Annotated in this window: 20 protein-coding genes and 1 pseudogene; 19 read left to right on the top strand and 2 right to left on the bottom strand. The window is 26.9% G+C overall.

Annotation, left to right across the window (positions count from 1 at the left end; all coding sequences use genetic code 4):
- Positions 1-170: 170 nt before the first annotated feature.
- Positions 171-587 carry a hypothetical protein gene (locus ABNT63_RS00830; RefSeq protein WP_348736005.1) on the bottom strand — a complete coding sequence of 139 codons (417 nt, stop codon included), beginning with the start codon at positions 585-587 and terminating at the stop codon, positions 171-173.
- A gap of 31 nt (positions 588-618) precedes the next feature.
- Positions 619-1,266, bottom strand: coding sequence for a nitroreductase family protein (locus ABNT63_RS00835; RefSeq protein ID WP_348736006.1), 648 nt, complete (start codon positions 1,264-1,266; stop codon positions 619-621).
- Between the two features lie 137 nt (positions 1,267-1,403).
- Here ABNT63_RS00835 and leuS point away from each other — a divergent pair, with 137 nt between their 5' ends.
- The 19 genes and pseudogenes from leuS to ABNT63_RS00930 all read left to right on the top strand — a co-directional run bounded on the left by leuS (position 1,404) and on the right by ABNT63_RS00930 (position 20,527).
- Positions 1,404-3,821 carry a leucine--tRNA ligase gene (gene leuS, locus ABNT63_RS00840; RefSeq protein WP_348736007.1) on the top strand — a complete coding sequence of 806 codons (2,418 nt, stop codon included), beginning with the start codon at positions 1,404-1,406 and terminating at the stop codon, positions 3,819-3,821.
- A gap of 40 nt (positions 3,822-3,861) precedes the next feature.
- The gene (locus ABNT63_RS00845) at positions 3,862-4,941 is read left to right on the top strand and encodes a hypothetical protein (protein WP_348736008.1); all 1,080 of its coding nucleotides are present in this window, start codon (positions 3,862-3,864) and stop codon (positions 4,939-4,941) included.
- An 87-nt stretch (positions 4,942-5,028) separates the two neighbouring features.
- The gene (locus ABNT63_RS00850) at positions 5,029-5,835 is read left to right on the top strand and encodes an NAD(+)/NADH kinase (RefSeq protein WP_348736009.1); all 807 of its coding nucleotides are present in this window, start codon (positions 5,029-5,031) and stop codon (positions 5,833-5,835) included.
- Between the two features lie 2 nt (positions 5,836-5,837).
- On the top strand, positions 5,838-6,203 hold the full coding sequence (locus ABNT63_RS00855) for a PTS transporter subunit EIIB (protein WP_348736010.1): 366 nt from the start codon (positions 5,838-5,840) through the stop codon (positions 6,201-6,203).
- A 462-nt stretch (positions 6,204-6,665) separates the two neighbouring features.
- Positions 6,666-7,109: an ADP-ribosyltransferase gene (locus tag ABNT63_RS00860; protein WP_348737116.1), complete on the top strand. Its 444-nt coding sequence runs from the start codon at positions 6,666-6,668 to the stop codon at positions 7,107-7,109.
- A 178-nt stretch (positions 7,110-7,287) separates the two neighbouring features.
- Positions 7,288-7,392, top strand: a pseudogene (locus ABNT63_RS00865) (binary toxin-like calcium binding domain-containing protein); the annotation flags it as partial.
- A gap of 30 nt (positions 7,393-7,422) precedes the next feature.
- A complete protein-coding gene (locus ABNT63_RS00870) occupies positions 7,423-8,349 on the top strand; it encodes a hypothetical protein (RefSeq protein ID WP_348736011.1) in 927 nt (308 codons plus the stop codon).
- A 101-nt stretch (positions 8,350-8,450) separates the two neighbouring features.
- Entirely contained in the window at positions 8,451-8,765 is a 315-nt protein-coding gene (locus ABNT63_RS00875) for a hypothetical protein (RefSeq protein ID WP_348736012.1), read from the top strand.
- 159 nt (positions 8,766-8,924) lie between these two features.
- Positions 8,925-9,707 (top strand): hypothetical protein, encoded by a 783-nt coding sequence (locus ABNT63_RS00880; protein ID WP_348736013.1) that lies wholly within the window; start codon positions 8,925-8,927, stop codon positions 9,705-9,707.
- Positions 9,707-10,420, top strand: a complete 714-nt coding sequence (locus ABNT63_RS00885) for a hypothetical protein (protein WP_348736014.1) — start codon at positions 9,707-9,709, stop codon at positions 10,418-10,420. Before ABNT63_RS00880 ends, ABNT63_RS00885 begins: the two co-directional genes overlap by 1 nt.
- Before the next feature lie 261 nt (positions 10,421-10,681).
- The gene (locus ABNT63_RS00890) at positions 10,682-12,316 is read left to right on the top strand and encodes an ABC transporter (protein WP_348736015.1); all 1,635 of its coding nucleotides are present in this window, start codon (positions 10,682-10,684) and stop codon (positions 12,314-12,316) included.
- Between the two features lie 205 nt (positions 12,317-12,521).
- On the top strand, positions 12,522-14,063 hold the full coding sequence (locus ABNT63_RS00895; protein ID WP_348736016.1) for a dicarboxylate/amino acid:cation symporter: 1,542 nt from the start codon (positions 12,522-12,524) through the stop codon (positions 14,061-14,063).
- Between the two features lie 74 nt (positions 14,064-14,137).
- Positions 14,138-15,478 carry an FAD-dependent oxidoreductase gene (locus ABNT63_RS00900; protein ID WP_348736017.1) on the top strand — a complete coding sequence of 447 codons (1,341 nt, stop codon included), beginning with the start codon at positions 14,138-14,140 and terminating at the stop codon, positions 15,476-15,478.
- Positions 15,479-15,595: 117 nt separating this feature from the next.
- Positions 15,596-16,153, top strand: coding sequence for a nitroreductase family protein (locus ABNT63_RS00905; protein ID WP_431607836.1), 558 nt, complete (start codon positions 15,596-15,598; stop codon positions 16,151-16,153).
- A gap of 83 nt (positions 16,154-16,236) precedes the next feature.
- Entirely contained in the window at positions 16,237-16,542 is a 306-nt protein-coding gene (gene rpmE, locus ABNT63_RS00910; RefSeq protein WP_126821167.1) for a 50S ribosomal protein L31, read from the top strand.
- Positions 16,543-16,721: 179 nt separating this feature from the next.
- Positions 16,722-18,644, top strand: coding sequence for a hypothetical protein (locus tag ABNT63_RS00915; RefSeq protein ID WP_348736018.1), 1,923 nt, complete (start codon positions 16,722-16,724; stop codon positions 18,642-18,644).
- A 13-nt stretch (positions 18,645-18,657) separates the two neighbouring features.
- Positions 18,658-19,620: a DHH family phosphoesterase gene (locus ABNT63_RS00920; RefSeq protein WP_348736019.1), complete on the top strand. Its 963-nt coding sequence runs from the start codon at positions 18,658-18,660 to the stop codon at positions 19,618-19,620.
- Between the two features lie 2 nt (positions 19,621-19,622).
- Positions 19,623-20,207 (top strand): thymidine kinase, encoded by a 585-nt coding sequence (locus tag ABNT63_RS00925; protein WP_348736020.1) that lies wholly within the window; start codon positions 19,623-19,625, stop codon positions 20,205-20,207.
- A gap of 14 nt (positions 20,208-20,221) precedes the next feature.
- Complete coding sequence (locus ABNT63_RS00930) at positions 20,222-20,527, top strand: hypothetical protein (RefSeq protein ID WP_348736021.1); 306 nt, start codon at positions 20,222-20,224, stop codon at positions 20,525-20,527.

Consider the following 20,527-nt stretch of genomic DNA (forward strand, 5'->3'; position numbering starts at 1 on the left):
CTTAATTTATCTAAGGATTTTTATAAAATTAAAAAATATTTTACAATAAAAAAACACTTAATTATGTTAAATTTTTTAAATATAATTAAGTGTTTTTTTATTTAAAAACAGTTTATAAAATAGTAATAATTTAAAATAATAAATTTAGAAATAAAAAAGTAGTTTTTATTTTATCCTAAAATAGAAAACACAACAGCAGAAATTAAAGCAAAACCAAAGTTAATTCCAAGCGTAGCAAGCAGAATAAAACCTTTTTTCTTTAAATATCAGACATAACCATTATATTCAGTTTTCAAATGTGAATATTTTGTAATAATATGAAAACCAAGGTCTGCTTGTCAGGGTGCTAATTCTTTTGTTGTATTTAGTTTTCTGAGTGGATTTTTAACTAAAATTCAGTTAGTAATAAACATTACTAAAATAATAATAATTAGAATACCAAAGAAAATTTGCGATAAGTCACTATTACTTAACTGTAATTGTTTTTGACATAATATTAGTGGCGTCATGATGCTAACTTGGATTAATAAAAAAATAATATTAGTAATTAAACTAATAATTCAAAAATTTTTAAGAGATGTTTTCATTAGTTAATTAAATTTTTTAGGAAAATTTTTATTAAGTAAGTTTAAAAATGCTAACAAATTCATCCTCAGCAATTCGTAAGCGAGGGAAACTTGTTTCTTTAACATTATCATCATAATATCCAAATAGCATTCCTAATGATAAATGTCATTTTGTTGGATCCACAATATTATGTTCTGTAAAAAATGAGGTTGCTTGCAGTGGCGTAATTCCGCCCATAATACTTGATCCAATTTTTAATTCAGCAGCTTGTAATGCCATAAAACTAGCGACAAGATGTGTTTGTTCATCCGAAAACATATCTGGACTTGGATAACTTTTTAAGTAATTATTCATTCCTCGCACATTTGTTTTTAATGTTTCACCACTAAAAATTCGTTCTAAGCGATTGGTTAAAAATTCTTCAGATGTTAAATAATCACCATTTGCTCCTAATAGTAATGCTAAAATTGGGGCATCCTTTACTTTTTGCTGATTGCCAGGCATAAAACAGTTTAATGCTGCTTGTTCTTTTAATTTCTGATCTTTGATAATAATAACTTTTAATGGTTCTAAGCCATTAGAACTAGGTGCTAAGGCTCCAGTTGTTAAAATTGTTTTTAAATCACTTTCACTAACTGCTTTTGTTTTATCATAGATTTTAATTGCTTTTCGAAACTTTGCTGCTTCTTGTATGCTCATAATTTTCTCCCATTCTGTAATTTATTTATAAATTTATTATACGCTAATAAAAATGTAATTAAAAGTGCTTAAATTACTAACAAATTTTGGAACAATGTTATAATTAAAAAGATAAAAATTTAGAAAGGGTAATAAAGATGGAATTTTCGCATAAAGCAATTGAACAAAAATGACAACAATATTGAGAAGAACATCAAACTTTTAAAACAACAAATAATTCAGAGCAGAAAGCTTATATTTTAGATATGTTTCCATACCCATCAGGAGCAGGTTTACATGTTGGACATCCAAAAGGATATGTTGCAACTGATGTAATTAGTCGTATGCGAAAATTGCAAGGTTATGATGTTTTGCATCCAATTGGTTGAGATGCATTTGGTTTACCAGCCGAACAATATGCTTTACAAACAGGGAATGATCCAGCAGAATTTACTTTGCAAAACATTGCTAATTTTCGTAACCAATTAAAAGCACTTGGCTTTAGTTATGACTATGAAAAAGAAGTTAATACTTCTTCACCAGAGTTTTTTAAAACAACACAATTAATTTTTGAATTATTATATAAAAATGGATTAGCTGAGATGCGTGATGTTGATGTTAATTGATGTCCTGAATTAGGCACAGTCTTAGCTAATGAAGAAGTCTTAAATATTAATGGAAAAATGGTTTCTGAACGTGGACATTTTCCAGTTTTTAAAAAACCAATGCGACAATGGGTTTTAAAAATTACTGCCTATGTAGAAAAATTATTAGCAGGATTAAATGAAGTTGATTGGCCAGAATCAGTTAAAGAGTTACAACGAAATTGAATTGGAAAATCAGTTGGTGCTGAAATTAAGTTTGCGGTCCAAAATAATCCAGAAATTATTAATGTTTTTACAACCCGTGCTGATACAATTTTTGGTGTTGAGTATCTTGTTTTAGCACCTGAGCATCTATTAGTCTCAAAATTAACAACACCTGAATATAAAGCTGCTGTTACAAAATTTTTAGCAGCAACAAAAGCAAAAACTGACTTAGATCGGCAAGATATTAGTAAAGAAAAAAATGGAATGTTTATTGGTAGTTATGCTATTAACCCAATTAATGAAAAACTTATTCCAATTTGAATTGCTGATTATGTGTTACCATTTTATGCAACTGGTGCTGTGATGGCTGTGCCAGGTCATGATGAACGGGATTATTTATTTGCTTTAAAATATCATTTACCAATTAGTTATGTTATTGAAGGAGAACATCATAATAAATTACATAATAAAGATGGTAAACATATTAATTCTGATTTTTTTAATGGTTTAATGACAGAAGAAGCAACAAAAAAAGCAATTGATGTTTTAACAGCAGCTGGAAAAGCGAAAGTTAAAACTACTTATAAACTTCGTGATTGGTTATTTTCTCGTCAACGATATTGAGGAGAACCTTTTCCAATTATTCATTGAGAAGACGGTTCAATTAGTTTAGTTGATGAAACAGAATTACCGTTAGAATTACCAAAAATGACAAATATTAAACCATCACAAACGGGAGAATCACCATTAGCTAATGCCACAGAATGATTAACTGTTATTGACAGTACTGGAAAAAAAGGACGCCGAGAAACTAATACGATGCCGCAATGAGCGGGTAGTTGTTGATATTATTTAGCTTATATTTTAATGGAAGATAAGCAACTGTTAGACTTACGTAGTGCTAAAGCACAAGCTTTGTTAAAAAAATGATTACCAATTGATTTATATGTTGGTGGCCAAGAACATGCTGTTTTGCATTTATTATATTCACGTTTTTGACATAAATTTTTATATGACCAAAAATTAGTTCCAACTTCTGAACCATTTTATAAATTAGTTAATCAAGGAATGATTTTAGGGACAGATGGTTCAAAAATGAGTAAATCAAAAGGAAATGTGATTAATCCTGATGATATTATTAAATCACATGGGGCTGATACATTACGTTTATATGAAATGTTTATGGGACCAATTGAAGCATCATTGCCTTGAAATCCAAATGGGTTAGATTCAGCACGAAAATGATTAGATCGCGTTTATCGTCTTATTAAAAATAATAATTTTTCGCAAGATAATAATCATGAGTTAGATTTTGTTTATCATAGAATGGTTAAAAACAGCACAGAAATGTTAGAAAAATTAAGTTTTAATACAGCAATTTCACAACTAATGGTCTTTATTAATGCTTGTTATAAAATAAAAGATCCAATTTATCAACCGTATTTTGAAGGGTTTACTAAAATGTTAAGTTTGTTTGCTCCACATTTAGCAGAAGAAATTTGAACAAAATTAAATCAACCATCATCAGTTGCATTGTCAACATGACCAACATATGATGAAAAATATTTACAAAAAAATGAGGTTATAATTGCAGTTCAAGTTAATGGTAAATTACGTGCTAAATTAGAAGTACCACTTGATACATCAGAAGAAGAATTATCAGCTTTGGCTAAAGCTAATAGCAATGTTCAAACCTTTTTAGATAAGCATGAGATTATTAAAGAAATTATTATTAAAAATAAAATTGTTAATTTTGTTATAAAATAAATAGAAAAGATATTAATTATTTAATCAAAGGAGAAAAGTAATGCAATTTGTTCGTTCTAGCAATGTACCATGAGGTTTTTTTGATCCAGCAGGTTCATATCTGCCAGGGGCTGATTGAACTGACCAGTGATTTTTTAAAGGTCATAATTATGTCTTTCAATTAGTTGGCATTAGTATTTTTGTTTTAATTATTGGTTCATTATTTGTTTGCAGAAAGTATTATACAAAAACTGTTAATTGACAATGGTTTCGGATTTCAATCGGGATTTATCAAATTATAACTTATTTCTTAACATATGCGATTTGAGTAACTTATTTAGCAGTTGTTTTAAAAACAGAGTGAATTTGAGGACCGGTGGGACCTTCACAAATTCGTGGTTTAAGTGAAATTATGCCATTACACTTATGTAGTTTACACCAGTTATTATCGGGCTTTATTTTAATTTTTCCCAGTCGAAAATTTTTTGAAGTTGTTGCTCCTTCAGCAATTGTTTTACCAATTTTAGCAATTATAACGCCGGTTAATGGTTATTGAAGTTTAGATAATTTCTTTTACTATAATTACTTTATTCTTCATACATTAATTATTTTTGCTTATTTATATGTTTATAAATATGGTTTAGTGGGAAAGCCTTATAGTGGTTTATTATTTAAATGACAGTTATTATGATTAACATTATTTTCTGTTATTGCAGTAATTTGAGACTGAATTTTTAAAACAAACCAATTATTTGTGGGGCCAAGTAGCGGTGAACCATGGAACAATGGTGGTTTTAATGTTGGTGGTTGAAATACAAACTTTATTGGTGCAAAATATATGTGACCATTTGTTTGATTACCAATGTTTTTCTTAGGGATTGTAATTGTTTCATTAACCCATATTTTATTATTTTATCTACCACAAAGTTTTTTATATGATAAAAAAACAAAAAAATTAGAATCTGTTCCTCGCGGCGTATGTAATAAATTTCATACTAAAGAAGGATTAACTTACATTACTTTTACTTTTAAATATATTTTTTGATCAGATAATAAAATTCATTATCATCTTAATCAAACTAATTTATTAAAATTTACTGATATTGAATTATTAATAATTCGCAATAAGAATCATAGTTAGCAAAGCTAACTATTTTTTATTTAATTAAGTTTTCAATTTAAAATAAAGGTATAATATAGCTAAATGAAAGAAAAGGTGGCAAGAACAATGGTTAAATATGCAATTATTGCAAATGATTATCAAGAATCAACACAGTTAGTTAATAAAATTAGTAAACTTTTACAAGAAAATCAATTAAAAGAAGATCTTAGTAACCCACAGTATGTTTTTATCATTGGCGGGGATGGAACTTTATTAAGAGCAGTTAATAAATTTCAAGATATTATTGATAAAGTTTTTTTTATTGTAATTAAATCTGGTTCATTAGGATTTTATGCCAACTATGATGAAAATACTTATCCTAAAGCAATTAAAACAATTATTAATAATAAAGTTTATATTCGCCAAATGCCATTATTAGAAATTAAATATAATGGTAATCTTATTCGCTATGCATTAAATGAAGCAAAAGTTGTTGACCATGTTAAAACAATTCGTATTGACATTTATGTTAATAATGATTTATTGGAGCATTTCCGAGGAAGTGGGCTTGTTTTTGCAACTAAAACTGGTTCAACAGGTTATATGCGAGCAATTAATGGTTCCATTATTGCATCTAATATTTCCACTCTATGGCAATTAAAAGAAATTGCTCCGGTGGCAAATTCAACTTTTTCCACAATTAACGCTTCAATTATTTTAGACCAAGATCAAATAATAAGGTTAAATGGTGAGTTGAAAGGAAAAATTTTAGTGATTGATACTTATGAATCAGAAATTTTAAGTTCCGATGTAGAGTTAAAAATTAGTCAAAAAACATTGAACTTATGCTATGATAAAGAAAATGATTTGAGTCTAATTGCGAAGATGAAGTTATTATTTGCTCATTGCAATGATAACAGAGGAGATGATTAATAATGCAAACTAAATATATTATTATCATTGTTGTGGTAATGATTTTAATGCTGTTGTTTATTTTAATGATTATTTTTCGGAAAAAGATTTTTAATTTTCAAAAAATTATTGTTCCAAAACAAACGATTTCTTTTTCTATTAATGATTTAATTAGTATTTTAGGAACAAAAACAAATATTACAATGGTTAAAGCAACCTTAACTCGGTTGCGAGTAACAGTAAAAAATTTAGACGAAGTTGATTTGGTTTTGTTAAAAACTAAATTTAAATTAAAAAATATTGATATTGTTGCCCAAACTGTTATTTTGCCATTTGGCAATATCAGTTTAGCAATAAAAGATGAAATGAATAAAATTATTGGAACATAATTATTACAATTTTTCATTATTGTTTATTTTTATCTGCAAATAATTTGTTAAAAGCACTTTCGTGCTTTTTTTTTGTTACTTTTAAGAGATAATTTAATTATAAAGTGGAGGAAGAATTGCAATGATATTTGAAGAGTTTATTTTTTATGTACCAGCGTGAGGACGATTAAAACAACCTTTCAATAAAAATTTAATAAAAATCGACGCCACTATAAAGACAGACATGAAGAAGCAAGGAATGTCGGAAGACAATTATATAATGATTGAGAAAATAAATTAACAAAAAATGAGAAAAAGGAATTCAAGGAGTATTTGGAACAATATACCGGAAGTCATTATGAACCAATTAATGAATATTTATGAAAGACAAATGGAAAAATATATCATGATATTTAAGCTATTCCAACTGAACTTAAATTTACAAAAAATTATTTAAAGAAAGTTAATGATAAAATTTTAAAATTAGATAAATCATTTCAAAAAGCAAAAACAAATGAAAAATTAGTTGTTTTTCGTCGGGTTAGTGGCTATCAATTTTCAGACCATGACCTTAATTTACGTGATGCAAATAATAAAATTAATCGTGATTTATTTATGCAAATTCGGCAAGACTATACTGGTGAAAAATTTACGCAACATAGTTTTTTAAGTACTTCTTTATCAAAAGACTCTCATAAATCATATTCTGAGGAGCGTTATCCAATTTTGTTAAGAATTAGTTTACCAAAAGGAACAAAAGCAATTTATGTTGATGAAATTAGTAAGTATTATGGTCAAAATGAATTATTGTTAAATCGTGATTATACCTTTCGTTATCATAACTTCCTTATTGTTAAAGATAAAACCACGGGTAAAGGAAGTATTAAAGTTGAGGTTTCTTTAGCACGAGAAGATAAAAAATTTTAAATAATAAAGCAAAGAATGAAAAGGAGAAGTAAATATTATGGAAAAAAATACAGATATTGATAATATTAAACAACAAAGTTCTTGCCTTAACAGTGATTGTGAGCATGCGTTAGATAGTGATAATGATGGCATTCCTGATTGTTGATAAATCAATGGTTATACAGTTGAAGGGGGATTAATTGTTCCTTGAGATGATAAAAAACACAAACCAGGTAAATTTATAAAATATAAATCAGACCCGTATAATAGTCATACCACGAGAGATCCTTATTCGGATGCTGAAAAAATATTAGGAAAAATTGACCAAGGAGTTTTGCCAGAAGCACGTCATCCGCTTGTTGCTGCTTATCCTAAAATTGGAGTAATGATGAATAAAATGATTTTATCTAACAATTTTAATGTTACAAATGAGCAAGGAAGATCAGTTGGCCAACAAAAAAGTAATACTATTAGTGTTTCAACTTCTAGTAGTAATACTGAAGCAACAACTGTTGGAGCATCGGTTTCAGCAGAAATTTCTTTTTTTCCGAGTCTTTCTGTTAGTACTAATATTTCACATGAATGATCTACTACGGTATCTTCTGAACATTTTAGTTCTAATACATCATCGCAAGAACAAGGACAAACATGAACACATTCATTAGGAATTAATACTTCTGAAGTTGCATTTTTAAATGGGAATGTTAAGTATTTAAATGTTGGAACAGCGCCAATTTATGAAGTTCGTCCAACGCTTAATTTTGTATTAGGAATTGGTGAATTATCAAATACAATTACTACAATTATTGCAAAAAGTAATACTACAGTAAATGTCATTTTACCAGGAGCAATTTTCCCTGATAAAGTTCAAAATTCAATTACTTGAAATACCATTGATGATTTTAATTCACAGCCAATTAAATTGAATTATGAACAAGTTGAAGCATTACAAACTGGTGTCCCGTTACAGATTCAAACAATTCAAACATCAGGATTGTATAAAACATATACTGCTGATATATTACCAATGGTGAATGAATATCAAAAATGAGAACATATTATGGTGGATATTTATAATCGTACTGCTTGTTTAAGCTTAATTTTTGAAAATGGTGATATTCAAGAAAGACGGGTTTCTGCTCGCAAAGAAGATAACTATGATGACCAATCCCAACCAGAATTGACTTTAGGTGAAGCATTTGAAATTGCTTTTAATAATACCAAAGTTAATAATGATGTTTTAGTTTATCTTGCAAGGTAATATTGATATTATTTTAGATGAAAGAACTTTAGCTTTATTAAAAAAACAAATTAAAAAAATATGATTTGAAAAATCTTTTTAAGATTAGATTAATACAAGGAATGAAAATTATTTTTAAAGAAAATAATGACAAAGACACTATGGTTAATAGATATTTTGCTGAAATTCGTTCAATAATTAAGGAAAAAGTTCATGTTTTAGCACTTATGAACCTTGTCAGCAAAGAAAGTCCAAAACTGCGAGGATTAATGTATATTAAAAAAATAATTCAAGAAAATAGTGGTGATATTACTCAACATTTCCTTGATGAATTAAAAATTAATATTCAATCTGACTTTAAGGTAGGTTTACAATATAAAGATAAACATAGTGAAACTTTTTCATTAAAAAATGAACTTGATGATTTGTTTAGTTAATTACGTAATTGGAGCATTATTTTAATATAATTAACTTTTTACTGGAATTTAATGTAAGTTAAATTCCAGTTTTATTTTTTTATTAAGGACCGTTGCAAAAATACGGGTTGTTATTTAAAAACAAGACATAATCTTGTTTTTAAATAACAACCCGTATTTTTGCAACGGTCCTATATTAATACAAAAGGATTAGAATTAGACCAAAATGGTATGACCATTAAATTAAATTATTTGCATGGTGATGAAACTATGTTTAAACCCGCTGATAAATATTGGGCTCAATTGCAAGTTAATAGTGGTTTTACAGAAAATATTTTTAAATTAATGCGTGCTATTGGTAATTATAGCCCAACAGAAGTTATTAAAACTTTAGAATATTTAATAGAAAACATTCCTCAGTTTTGATCAACATATAAACAAAATTTTTTAGCTGGACAAGTGTTATATACATTTACCCAAATTAAAACTGCTTTGGTTCATTCTGCCCTACCAGAGGTATTAGGTACTTCAATGTTTTGAGCTTTTGCGCAATTAGATGAATCAACTAATACATATTATTTAACTAGTCGTGATTTTAGCAATTATTTAGAAAAAATTTTATTAATTATTAGTCCTAATACTTCAATTGGAAAAGTAATCTTAGACTATGTTGAAAAAAATCATCCACAATATTATGAAATTGTTAAAAAAACATTGGAAGTAATTGAAAGCGAAGGGAAACAATTTATTGATGGCTTTGTTCGTGAGATTTTTCCTAATTTGGATGAACATATAACTTGACCAAAATATAGTGCAAGAGCACAACAAGTAATTCGTGATTGAGCAAATTTAAATTCATCAATTTTTCAAGTTCCAGTTAATATTCAAGGTTACCAATATTGGGAATATGGAATTGGTTTAGGTGAATTTTTTATAGCGATTGCAATGTGAGTGGTGTTTTAATGCAAACATTTATTTTTAACCGTACTTGTCGAACAAAACGAGCTCGTTTATATCAACACTATTTTTCAAAATTATTACTAATGTTAATTACAACAGTACTTCAAACCACAATTCTTGCACTTTCATTAGCGGCATTGGGTTACAGTCGCTTGAAAATTAGTTTTGGTTTATTGTATGCCTGATTATTATTTTGTAGTATTACTTTTACAATCATTGAACATGCAATATGATTTGCTCCTAGTGATGGGAATGTTGGAAAATATTTAATTGTTATTTATTTAATTTTAAATTTAACGGCAGGTTGGGGAACTTTCCCAGCCTTTATGCAAGGAACATTCTTCCATTTTATTTCGTTTATTACACCGTTTAAATATGCAATTCATGGAATGGGAAATATTATTTATGGCATTGGGACAGGTGAAGGTTCTTTAGTACAATATCAAACGGAAATTTTACAAAATGCTGGCATTTTATTAATTTGAATTCCAATTTTATTAATAATTAGTTTAGGACTAACTTATTTATGACGGCAAAAAGAATTATATGGAACTTTCAAATTAAAAGTTTTACAAACTGTTTTATTTGAAAGAAAAATTCCAATTCAGAAAAGTATTAATTCTACTTTAAGAAGAGTATCAAATCAAGAAGTTGAAGAAATAAAAAAAACAAATTTTAATTGATCAACAAAATATTTTTGAAAAGCAGCAACTTAAAAAGATTGATAAAATGCAAGCAAAATTTGAAGCAACAAAAGATCCAAAATATTTATATCGAATTAAAAAAATTAAAGCAAAAACTTTTACTGTTGAAGTAGAAGAAACAGACCGGGATAGTATTATGTAAAGATAATTAAGGAGAACAGTTATGGGTACCAAAAAAAATTATCAACTTTTAAAGAAGTTTTTAAAAAAGAATGGCATCAACAAACAGTTAAAAATAAAACTCGCATTATAAAATTTATTGCAATTTGTATTGTGCCATTTTTATATGGCTTCTTTTGTGTTTGAGCTTTTTGAAATCCATTTCTTAAAACTGACCAAATTCCAATGGCAATTGTTAATCGTGATGCTAATTTATGTGTGATTTATAAACCCAAAAATGATAAGGATCAATCAATTGCTAATGCAACAGAAGTCCGTTATTTAACAGCAAAAGATGAAACAACTTGTTTAGCAACCGTTAAAGAAAATGAAATTGCACGTTATACAAGTATTAGTGATAATCTTATTGTGGGGCCACATTATTATGATAAGGAAAATGATAATGTTAAAATTAATATTAGTAGTATTACTTTAAAATTAAATTATTTGAAAAATGAAGCAACTGATTTTAATCCGACTGATAAATATTGAGTACAATTACGAATTCCAGAACATTATTCAAGCCATTTAATTAGTATTTTACGCAACATTGGGAGCAATATTTTAGATGCTGACCAGTTTTTGACAGATATTACATGAATAATAAATAATCCAACTAATCTTTGGGCTACTTATAAACAAAATTTTTTAATTGGTTATTTTGCGACAACATTTACAAATTTACGAGAAAGTTTTGTTCGCGAAGCAGCTCCACAATTAATTTTACCAATGCTTTATACAATTTTAGCTAATCCAGATGGTTCAGTTAACCGCTCTGTTTATCAAGAATATATTGAAAAAATTAATACAAGAAATTTAATAGATGAAACAAATAAATTAGTAACGGAAGGGAAGTTAACTACAGAACAAGGAAAAATTATTAATTCATTATTAAAAGTTTATGGAATTGTAAAAGGAAGAATGCTTTCATTTATTTTTGGTGCAGAAAATGTTGTTAGTAAAGAAAAATATTTTACGAATAGTAATGAGTTAGGGAAACATTTAAAGGATGTTGGTAATATAATTGATATTCCATATAATATACAAGGCCATGAATATAACCAGTATGGAATTGGCTTAGGTGAATTATTTATGTTAATTGGTATTTGAGTTGGAGCTTTAACGCAAACATTTGTGTATGACCGTAAAGGAAGAACGAAAAATACTTTGTTTTACCAACACTATTTTAGTAAATTGTTATTAATGTTATTAACATCTTGGATTCAAGTAACATTAATGATGCTTTCCTTATTAATTTTATGATTTGGCGAAATTGGGCCAGTTTATGTTTGACTGTGACTATGGCTCTTATTTTTAGGATCAATTTTTAATATTATTATTTGTTCAATTTGATTAGCAGTTCCTAATGAAATGTTGGCTTGTTTTATTGCTGTTGTTTACTTAATTATTAATTTATCAGCAGGTTGAGGAACTTTTCCTTCCTTTATGCAAGGAAAATTCTTTGATATTTTATCGTATATAATACCCTTCCGCTATGGATTGCATAATATTGGAGCAATAATATATGGTTTATCATCGCCAACAACTGTAGGGATTAGTGAATATCAAATTGAAATTATTAAAAATATGGTAATTTTATTTATTTGAGTTATTATTTTTGCTACAATAGGGTTAGTAGGAACCTATTATCGTTTTTTAAAAATAAAATATGGGACATTTAAGATAAAAGTAATTTATGAAGTAATGAATCATATTGATAGTGTTAAAGATTATAAAAAAAAATACTAGTACGTTAAATTATTTGACAAAAGAAGAACAAACTTTAATAAAAGCAGAGGTTTTTGCACAATTAACTACAAAACAACAGAAAAAGAAATTAAAAAAAACAGCATAAATAATTAATTTTATTTTTAAATATTTTATCCTTTTGTTGTTAATGATAGTTTGAAATGTATTATTAAACTATCAATTTATTCCAAGAAAGGTATGACAAATGCATTTTAATTTATTACTCAGTTCAGACAATAGTAATCCATTACATGATTTTTTATCAATTTCAACTTGACAATCACTTATTAGTATTCTTATTTTCTTTGGAGTGATGTTTTTATTATGATTTTGAATTAAAAGAACAAAAATGCGATTTATTTTTCGTGTTTTATTAGGGTTAGTAATTGGTTTAATTTTTGGGATTATTATTCAAGCAATTAATGGTTTTCCATATAATGCAACGGAACCATCAGGGTCAATGATTAATCCAGAGATTCCAGATCCAAATAATCCGGATAAAACTATTCCAAATAATATTTATGTTTTATGAGTACATGAGTTTTCAATTTGAGTTAATTTATTTAGAATGATTTTCTTAAATGCAATTTTATTAATGACTGTTCCTGTTGTATTTTTAGCAATTGCAAGAGCTGTTTCAAAACCAGGAAAAGATTCATCTTCACGAAGAGGAACAATTATTACAATTACTATTTTATTATTAAATGTTGCAGTAATGTTTATTATTACATTATTTATTGGGATTGCATTTAATATTGGTAGTGGATTTATAATTTCCGGAAGTGGCAGTTATGAAAAAGATGCATCAAAGCCATTGCCAGAAATTATTTGAAATTATGTTCCGTCTAATTTTGTACAGCCATTTCTTTTAGCAACAATTATTCCCGTAATGGTAATTGCTGGTTTAATTGGGTTAGCTGTTAAAAAATCAACTAAGCGACATCCAGAAGATATGCAAAAGATTCGTGATGGTTTTGACCGTTGATGAACAGTTATTATGTCATGTTTAATGTTTATTATTAAATTAATGCCATATGCTGTAATGTCAATGATAACTTATGCTATTATTTCAAGACCAATTGGATACTTAGCACACATTGGAATTATTGTTGGAGTTGGTTATTTATGTTTAATCATTGCTTTAATTTGGCATTCATTATTATTAACATTATCAGGAGTAAATCCATTTAAATGATGGAAGTTTGCTATCAAACCGGTAATTCAGGGTTTTACAACTCAATCTTCTAATACAACCTTACCCGTAACAATGGAAGTTTTAAAAGATGATATAAAAGTAAAAGAGAATCTTGTTGGAATATCTGCTCCTTTAACCACAACATTGGGGTTAACTGCTTGTGCAGGTGTACAAGCAGGAATTATTGTTTCTTTTATTTCAACAGCTTGTTTATATGATTTAACTATTGCTAATTTTTTTATTGTTTTATTGGTAGTAGTTGTTGCATCGTTAGGAATTGCTGGTGTGCCAGGGACAGCAAGTGTTGTTACTGCTGGTGTTTTAGGAGGAATTGGATTAGGAACATTGTATGTGCCAGTTTATGCAATTATTGGTGCTCTAGATGGTTTATTTGATATGGGACGAACAGCTGTTAATGTTGCGGGGGGATTACAAGCAACAACAATTTCTGCTCATTTAACTAATTCATTAGAAAATGAAGACTTAATTCTTTTTAAATGGTCAAGATTGCGAAAAAAACGAAAACGGGAAAAAAGAAAAAACAAAGAATAAAGGCTTAGTCCTTTATTTTTATTTTAATAATCTAAGGTTATAATATTACTATAGAAGAAAGAGAGTTGAAAAATATGAAAGTAATAGTAATTGGTGGTTCAACAGCTGGCATGACAGCAGCAAGTAAATTAAAACGTATGTTAAAAAATGATGTTGAAATTATTGCTTATCAAAAGTTTAAATATCCATCATTAGGAGCTTGTGGAATTCCTTATTATGTTGGAAAACATTTTGACAATGCAGAAATAATGATTGCACGAACTGTTGAAGAATTTCAAAATCGAGGGATTCTTGTTAAAACTAGTTGTGAAATAACACGCGTTGATTTTAAAACAAAAACTATTTACGGAATTAACTATAATACAAACCAAGAATTTATTGATAATTATAACAAATTAATTATTAGTGTTGGAGCAACACCACGTTGTTTAAATTTAGCAGGAGAAGACGCTGTAAATGTTTTTACAGGGACAACCTTGGAAGCTGCCATTGAATTACGTTCACGTTTAAAAAAAGTAAAAAATGTTACTATTATTGGCGGAGGTTTTATTGGATTAGAATTTTGTGAAAGTTTTGGCTTGGCAAGAAAAAAAATTACATTAATTGAAGCTGACAAATGAATTTCACGAAAATTGCTTGACGAAGATATTGCACATTTATTAGCAAATGATTTAGAAAAAAAAGGAATTAAAATTAAAACAAATACCAAAGTAACAGAACTTGTTGTTGAAAATAATAAGGTAACAAAAATTAAATTATCACCGGAAGAAGAAATTGCAACAGATTTAGTATTAGTTGCAATTGGGATTACTCCGGCAACTAATTTTTTAAAAACAACAGATTTAAAAATGAATGAATTTGGGGCAATTTTAGTGAATAACCAATTTGAAACAAATATTAAAGATGTTTATGCTGTAGGTGATTGTGTGATGACAAAAAATATTATTGATAATAAATTAAATTATATGTCGTTAGCAACAATTGCAGCCAAAAATGGTAAGGTTCTAGGTAATATTTTAGCGGGAAAGAAAGATCATTTTCCTGGTGGAATTGGAACAAGTATTATGCAGGTTTTCGAAAGTGAAATTGCTCGAACAGGATATACAAAAGAACAAGCAATTTTGAATGATTTTAATGTGAAAGAGGTCGTTGTAAATGGAACAGATCACACACACTATATTGCTGATGCGAAGCCAATAACAATTAAAATTATTTATGACCAAAAAGCTAAAATTATTGTTGGTGCACAAATTTTTGGTTATAATAAAGCTAGTTTAAGAATCAATGCTTTAATCCCAATTATTTGAACAAAAACTAAAATTGGTGAAATTGAGTATTTAGATCTACCATATTCACCTCCTTTTGCAAAAAGTGTTGATGTATTAAACGTTGCTTTGACAAAAATTAATGAGTAATAAAAATTAAAGGAGATAATAATATTAAATGACAGTAAAAAACGCAATTAATTGACGAAAAACTATTAAAAAATATATAATAGTGAAAAAGTAATTAATCAAGAAGATTTAACAGTAATACTTGAAGCAGGGCGCTTAGCACCTTGTTCATTAGGAATTGAAGTAACTAATGTTGTTAGTATTACAAATCAAGAATTAAAAAAGAAATTTGCTGATGAAGTAATGCTTGGCTGAAATCAAGAAAAAGTCAAAAATGCTAGTTGTATAATGCTTATTACGGGTACCAATCCATCTTATTTAGTTTCAACTGAATTTTTAACAAAACGCTTAGAACGAGTTATTAATCAAGCAGATGATTTAGAAAAGGCAATTAAAAAATATCAAACTTTTTTGCAACAAAAAGAACATTTTTCTGCATTTGTTTCAGAACAAGCTCATATTATAACTAGTTTTATTACAATTCAAATTGCTGATTTAAGAATAGGAACTACTATTATGGGTGGTTTTGATGCAAAAAAATATGATGAGTTATTAGCAAAACATTGTACGTTTGATCAAGGAAAATATCATACAGTCTTAGCTTTAGCGTTATGATACTATGATGAAGATGATGATAAAGCAACAATGCCACGTGTTAGAATTGATTTTAATGAATTTGCAAAGATTATTAAATAATCTTTGTTTTTGTTTAAATATGTGTTATCATTATTTACGTGCAAATAATATGCAGTCATATTATTAAAAGTGAGGTGAGTTATATGGCAAGAGAAGGAATCCATCCAAAATATTTTGATACTAAAATTATGTGTACAACTTGTGGAACTGAGTACATAAGTGGTTCTACTAAAGGAGAAGAATTAAAAGTTGATACTTGTTCTTCATGCCATCCCTTCTATACAGGAAGTCAACAGTTTGCTAATGCAGCTGGACGTGTTGAACGATTTAAATCTAAATTTAATAAAAAAGAAGAATTAGTAAAACAAACAGAAAAAGCATCAAAAGCACAAAAAGAACTTAACAAAAAAACAGCGAAACCAAAATCTGATGAACAAAAAGCAGAATAATTGGTAAACCTTTATCTTAAAAAAGATAAAGGTTTTTTTGATATTTTGTAATGTAATTTTATTAAATTAGAAACATAATTTTTCAAAAATTAGCGGAAATATAAGTTTAACTTAACAATAACTATTTTTTATTATTTTTATTTGGGTATAATAAAATTAATTGGGAGCGTGGTATTTTAATGGGATTGAAAATTAATAATTTAAAGTATAAACGATATAAAAAAATTATTTTTAGTAATTTAAATTTTAGTGTTGATAGTCAAGAAGTTTTGGGGACTAATTTTGAGAATAAGTTTTCACAATTATATTTTTTAAAATTGTTATTGGGAAAGAAAAAACCACGTAATGGAAAGATTTATTTAAACAATAGAAATATCACAACTTTATTACCAAAAGAACGTAGAATTGGTTATGTATCACCCGGTCCATTAAGATTAGCTTTTTTACCAACAAAATTACGTTTGGCTTATCATATTTTAAAAACGCCAAAATTTTTACATGATAGTTCATTAAAATATAATAAAAATAAATATTTTTATAAAAATTTAGTTTTTATTGGTAATGATTTAAATAAACAAGATTTAATATTAAAAATAGATAAAATCATTAATGAATATTTTAATTCAATTCATATTAAAGAAGAATGAATTGAGACTTATTTAACTCAAATTAGTGAATTCCATAAAAAAGAAATTAGTAAAATTTTAGATGATGATAAAGATTCAATTTTTATTCAAAGTTTACATACTTATACTTATAAAAGAGAAGAAATTCGTGTATATGAAGGTTATCTTGCATTTTTACAAGCTTTATGAGATAAAATTTATTATATTTCTGACTTAGATTATTTGTGTGATTGTTATGAAATTGCTAAAAAAAGAAAACTTAAAGATAAAAGTTTTGGTTTTATTGGGGCAAAATTAGTTTGTGAAAAGTATTTAAAAATATTGCAGACTGAAATTACATATGAACGTTATCTTTTAATTAAAACACGAAAAGCATTAAAAAAATATCGTCTTAATGTTATAAATATGGTTTTAAAAGATAGTAAACATAAGAGTGTTATTAAAGGAATTTTAAATAAAAGTAATTCCTCAAATATAATTACTTGAACAAAATTATCAGAAGATCAATGATTTAACTATAATCAAAAACAAGAACAATTAATTGCAAATTTATTACCAGATGAAGCAACAATTATTAAGGGAAAAGTTTTAGAATATTTTCATAAATATCATTTGGAATTATTAAATAATACATTAGAAACTCGTGAAAAAGATAATTCACGTACTATTGAAGAAGCAAATGAAAAAGTTGTAACAGTTTATAATCAAGCTTTTGAAGAAGTTAAAAAATTAATGAGTAATTTAAATATTAAAATGAATTGATTTAAACTTACTAAAAATTTAAGTAGTTTTGATCATACTAAAATTAGATTGATTAATGCCATTTTAAGTAAGAAAGAATTAATTATTTTACATAATACTTTTGACAATTTAACTCATAATGAAGCAAATGAATTAAATGAAATTTTACTTAGTTTAAAAAACTATAATCCACAGTTAACTTTTTTAGTTTTAACAAAGAACATTGAGAATATTAAAAATTATGTTACACAATTATTATTTTTTGATAAGGATAATAATTACAAATTGATGTCAAAAAATCATGCTGAATTTTTACCTAATACAATTAATTTATATCAAATAATGTATAATAGTTCAGAAAATGTTTTTAGCATGAAATATTCTATAACAGAAAATGTTTTAGAAAATGAAAAAATTAAGATTAAATTACCTAAAGGAACTAAATTAATTGATCAAAAAGAATATTATTTAGCAGTTAATCCAAAATTAATCTCACTCCAAAAGACAAAGGAATTTAACAAAGATTTACATTTATTATATAAAGGACATGTTAAGTCAATTAAAAAAGTCTTTAAATCAATTGTTTGCTTTTTTGAAGTTAATGATGAAGTTATTTTTAAAATTTTAGTGTCAGAAAAAGAACTAAATTTAAAAAAAACAACAACAATATATTTTGAAAAGAATGCATTATTAGTTTATGATAAAGTTAACAATAATTTAGTTGCTAACATATAAGCGAGGAAAACAAATGCAAGATTTAAAAGTAATTATTTTACAAAAAATTAAAGATTATAAGACAATTATTTGTTTACGTCATATTTCACCAGATGGTGATGCATATGGTTCAGCATTTGGATTAGCACAATTCATTAAAGATAATTTTCCAAATAAGAGGGTATTAGTTGATGGTGCACCAAATGATTTTTTAGCCTTTTTAGCAACACCTGATCTTCTTCAAGCAGAAGATTATAAAGATGCATTAGTAATTGTGACTGATACAGCTAACATTGAACGAATTGATAGTAAATATTGGCAGAAAGCAAAAGAAATTATTAAAATTGATCATCATCCTAATGTTACGTCATTTGGTGATATACAATGAATTGATGAAACTAAAATTGCAGTTTCAGAAATGATTGCTGAGTTAGTTTTAACATCAAAATTAATAGTAACACCAGAGGCAGCCAAATTAATTTTTACTGGAATTGTAACAGATTCAAATCGTTTTATGTATAGTAAAACTTGCCACAATACTTTTATGTTAGCAGGGCAATTAGTTGCGACAGGTTTTGATTTGCAATCAATTTATCAAAATTTATATGAAGAATCATGAGTTAATGTATGCTTTAAAAATTATTTGTTATCGCAAGTAGTTATTTATGATAAAGAAATTAGTTATGTTAAGATAACTGACGAAATGTTAAAAAAAAATAATATGAGTTATGAGACTGTTAAACCATGGGTTAATATTATGAGTAATATTAAAGAATTTAAAATTTGAATGTGAGTAATTGAAAATAAAGCAGAGAGTTATATAAACCTTAGCATTCGTAGTAATACTTATATTATTAATAAAGTAGCAGAAAAGTACTGTGGTGGTGGTCATCAGTTAGCAAGCGGTGCAAAAATTTATCAGTGAGAAGATTTAAAACGAGTTTTAAAAGACTTAAGTTTTGTAATTAAAAATAACATTAAATATATGGGAGGTTAAGAATGTATTTTTTAAATAATAAAGCTCAAATAGGCTGAATAGAAGTTATCACTGGTTGTATGTTTGCTGGAAAAACCGAAGAGTTTATTCGCCGCTTAGTTCGCCTAGGTTATGCTAAATTTGAAATTCAAGTTTTTAAACCAACAATTGATAATCGTTATAGTGAAAACCAAGTTGTTAGTCATAGCAAAAAAGCAGTTGAAGCAATATCAGTTAAGAATTCTGAAGAGTTATTAACAAACCTTAAACCAACAACAAATGTTGTTGGGATTGATGAAGTCCAATTTTTTGATAATAATATTGTTAAACTTGCTGATTCTTTAGCAGATAAAGGAATTATTGTTATTGTTAATGGTTTAGATAAAGATTTTCGAGGTGAAGCTTTTATTAATGTTGAACAATTAATGACACGAGCAGAAGAGGTTAAGAAATTGCATGCAATTTGTGTTAAATGTGGAAATTTAGCAAATAGAACCCAACGTTTAATTAATGGGAAACCAGCTAATTATTATGATCCAATTGTTTTAATTGGTGAAAAGGATAAATATGAAGCTCGCTGTCGTCATTGTCATGAAGTAACATACTAATGTAGGAGGAAAAAATGTTAACAAAAAGTGGATTAAATGCTGAAGTTTATTTTATTATAAATAGTAAGCCAAAAAATATAAAAAAAATTAAAGCTCATTTTGTTGAAAATTTGCCAATTAATTCCAAAATAATAATTTTAGAAGACTTATTAATTAAGGAAAATGACAATGTGATTGTTAATGGTAATTTTTTTAAAATTAGCCAAAAAATTATTCATAAACATCCCATTAAAAAAAATAAAAGTTGCGAATATCGTTTAACTTTAGTTGACCAATTAAAAAATTTACCAAAATTTAAAACATTAATTTCAAATCAGTAA

Source organism: Spiroplasma endosymbiont of Ammophila pubescens, from assembly GCF_964020965.1.
In the GTDB taxonomy this organism is placed as follows: Bacteria; Bacillota_I; Bacilli_A; order Mycoplasmatales; family Mycoplasmataceae; genus Spiroplasma.